Origin of the sequence: Cognatundibacterium squillarum, assembly GCF_014652435.1 — a bacterium.
Classification (GTDB): Bacteria; Pseudomonadota; Gammaproteobacteria; order Burkholderiales; family Burkholderiaceae_D; genus Undibacterium; species Undibacterium squillarum.
In genome coordinates this window covers 1-673 of the sequence record NZ_BMYU01000019.1, presented here as the reverse complement: position 1 = coordinate 673, position 673 = coordinate 1, and the positions used below count along the sequence as shown (strand labels likewise).

The 673-nt window shown below is 53.6% G+C and carries 1 rRNA gene; it reads left to right on the top strand.

The annotated features are described in order from the left end of the window. Positions 1–25 precede the first annotated feature (25 nt). Positions 26–673 (top strand): 16S ribosomal RNA (locus tag IE092_RS18635); the annotation flags it as partial.

Sequence of the window (673 nt, the reverse complement as noted above, 5' to 3'; positions counted from 1 at the left end):
CAGTCGAAAGACACCAACAGAGATTGAACTGAAGAGTTTGATCCTGGCTCAGATTGAACGCTGGCGGCATGCCTTACACATGCAAGTCGAACGGCAGCACGGGTGCTTGCACCTGGTGGCGAGTGGCGAACGGGTGAGTAAAGTATCGGAACGTGCCTGGTAGTGGGGGATAACTAGTCGAAAGACTAGCTAATACCGCATACGATCTAAGGATGAAAGCAGGGGACCTTCGGGCCTTGTGCTATCAGAGCGGCCGATATCTGATTAGCTAGTTGGTGGGGTAAAAGCCCACCAAGGCGACGATCAGTAGCTGGTCTGAGAGGACGACCAGCCACACTGGAACTGAGACACGGTCCAGACTCCTACGGGAGGCAGCAGTGGGGAATTTTGGACAATGGGGGCAACCCTGATCCAGCAATGCCGCGTGAGTGAAGAAGGCCCTCGGGTTGTAAAGCTCTTTTGTCAGGGAAGAAAAGGCTGTGGCTAATATCCACAGCTGCTGACGGTACCTGAAGAATAAGCACCGGCTAACTACGTGCCAGCAGCCGCGGTAATACGTAGGGTGCAAGCGTTAATCGGAATTACTGGGCGTAAAGCGTGCGCAGGCGGTTTTATAAGTCTGATGTGAAATCCCCGGGCTCAACCTGGGAACTGCATTGGAGACTGTAAGGCT